The sequence below is a fragment of the Arthrobacter sp. H41 genome (genome assembly GCF_000520535.1).
Lineage (GTDB): Bacteria > Actinomycetota > Actinomycetes > Actinomycetales > Micrococcaceae > Arthrobacter_D.
The window spans coordinates 15,018-16,776 of the sequence record NZ_KI914780.1; the positions used below are offsets into that span (position 1 = coordinate 15,018).

Here is a 1,759-nt window from a genome sequence, read left to right on the forward strand (position 1 = left end):
GGTGCCGCCGGCATGCCGCAGCCCCTGCCGGAGAAGTTTGTAGCACCTAGATTATCCTCTTTTCAGTGCCGGGCTGTGCCGCGGTTCTTGTACGCTGGAAGGGCTATGATCCCCAACGAACCCAGCGGAACCGCCGCGCCCCGGCCGAACGACTCCCGGCCGAACGACTCCGTGAACGCCGTGCCCGCCCGGGCTGCCGGTGGCCCGCCCGTGCGGCTCGTGCTTCTGGTCCTTGCCGTGATCCTCGCGGGAGCCGGGCTCGTGGCGCTGATCGTCATCCTCGCCGCCGCTTGGCTCCAGGTTCCCCTCTGGCCCGGCTGGGTACTTCTCGCCTATGCCTGCCTTCCGCTGGGATTCCTGCTCATGGCCACCGTGGTGTTCGTCGGGGTCCTGGCCAGACGGCGCAGTTGACCCTTCCGGCCACCGGTAACCTTGAGGCAATGTCCGCAATCCGTGCCCTGGCCGACCAGTTGGCTTCCCGCACCGACTCCGAGCTGCGCACGCTCCTCGCTGCGCGCCCGGACCTGGGCCTTCCCCCGGTACCCGATTTCCCTGCGCTGGCGGCACGGGCATCGACGCGTGGCAGCCTGCAGCGAGCGCTCGAGAACATCGCGGTACCGCAGCAGCAGGTACTGGAAGCTGTGCTGGTGGCCGAGAATCCTTCCGCTCCCGACGCAGGGATCGGGCTGGCCCAGCTGAAGCACGCCTTCGGCGAGGCCGACGCCGATGCCCTCGGGGCCATCGCCGACGAGCTCTGCGGCCTTGCCCTCCTGTACCGCGCCGCCGGAGATCCGGCAACGTACCTGCCCGTGGGCTCCCTCGGGGACGCCGTGGGCCCCTATCCGGCAGGCCTCGGCCGGCCCCTGAAATCCCTGGCACGGAGTATCCCCACCTATGGCCCCCGGCTCATCGAAGCGGTATCGATGAGGGATCGGGCGTCCGGCGAGCCGGTCCATACGCCGGCCTCCGCCGCCGAGGCCCTCGAGAGGGAGATCAGTTCACCGCAGGCATGGGCCGCCCTGATGGCGGCAGCCCCCGAGGGCACACTTGCCGTGCTCGAACGGCTTGCCGCCTCGCCCGTGGGTGCAACGCCCGAGGGCAGAGGCGGTGATGCCTCCTCCCCCGTCCCGTGGCTGCTGCGCCGGGCACTTCTCGCCCCGCTGGACGCGAAACACGTCGAATTGCCGCGTGCGGTGGGACACGCCGTGCGCGGGCACACGGTCTTCCCCGCACTTGATGCCACGCCACCCGGAGGAACCCGGCTGGGAGTACGCGGGGCCCTGCGGGAGAATGCAGCTTTCAGCGCCGTCGCCGAACTGCTGCGCGGAGTGTCGGCGCTGCTGGCTGCTGCCGGCGCAACCCCTGTCGCGACGCTTCGCGCGGGCGGGGTCGGAGTCCGCGAGCTCCGCCGGCTGACGGAGTCCCTGCAGTGCGAGGCCAGGGACACGCCGTGGCTCCTTGAACTGGCCGCAGCAGCAGGCCTGCTGATCCTCGACGTCGACGATTCCCGGTGGAAACCGTCGGAGGCCGCATGGAACTCCCGCAACCGGCATGAGCAGTGGCTGCTTCTCGTCCGCGGCTGGCTCGAGCTGGACCGGGCGCCCTCGCTGACCGGGTCGAAACTCGCGGACGGCAGCGCCATCAACGCGCTCGCAGGGGAAGGGTCGAGGCCCGATGCCCCCCTCGTGCGCCGCCGGCTGCTGACTGCCGCGGTGGAGCTGGCGGGAAGGCCCGACGGCGGAGGACCCGAGGCCGCGCA

At 71.0% G+C, this 1,759-nt stretch carries 1 protein-coding gene and 1 pseudogene; both read left to right on the plus strand.

Annotation, left to right across the window (positions count from 1 at the left end; translation table 11 throughout):
* Positions 1-105 precede the first annotated feature (105 nt).
* Positions 106-411, plus strand: coding sequence for a hypothetical protein (locus Y705_RS0106025; RefSeq protein WP_049822354.1), 306 nt, complete (start codon positions 106-108; stop codon positions 409-411).
* Positions 412-440: 29 nt separating this feature from the next.
* Positions 441-1,759, plus strand: a pseudogene (locus tag Y705_RS17805) (helicase-associated domain-containing protein); the annotation flags it as partial.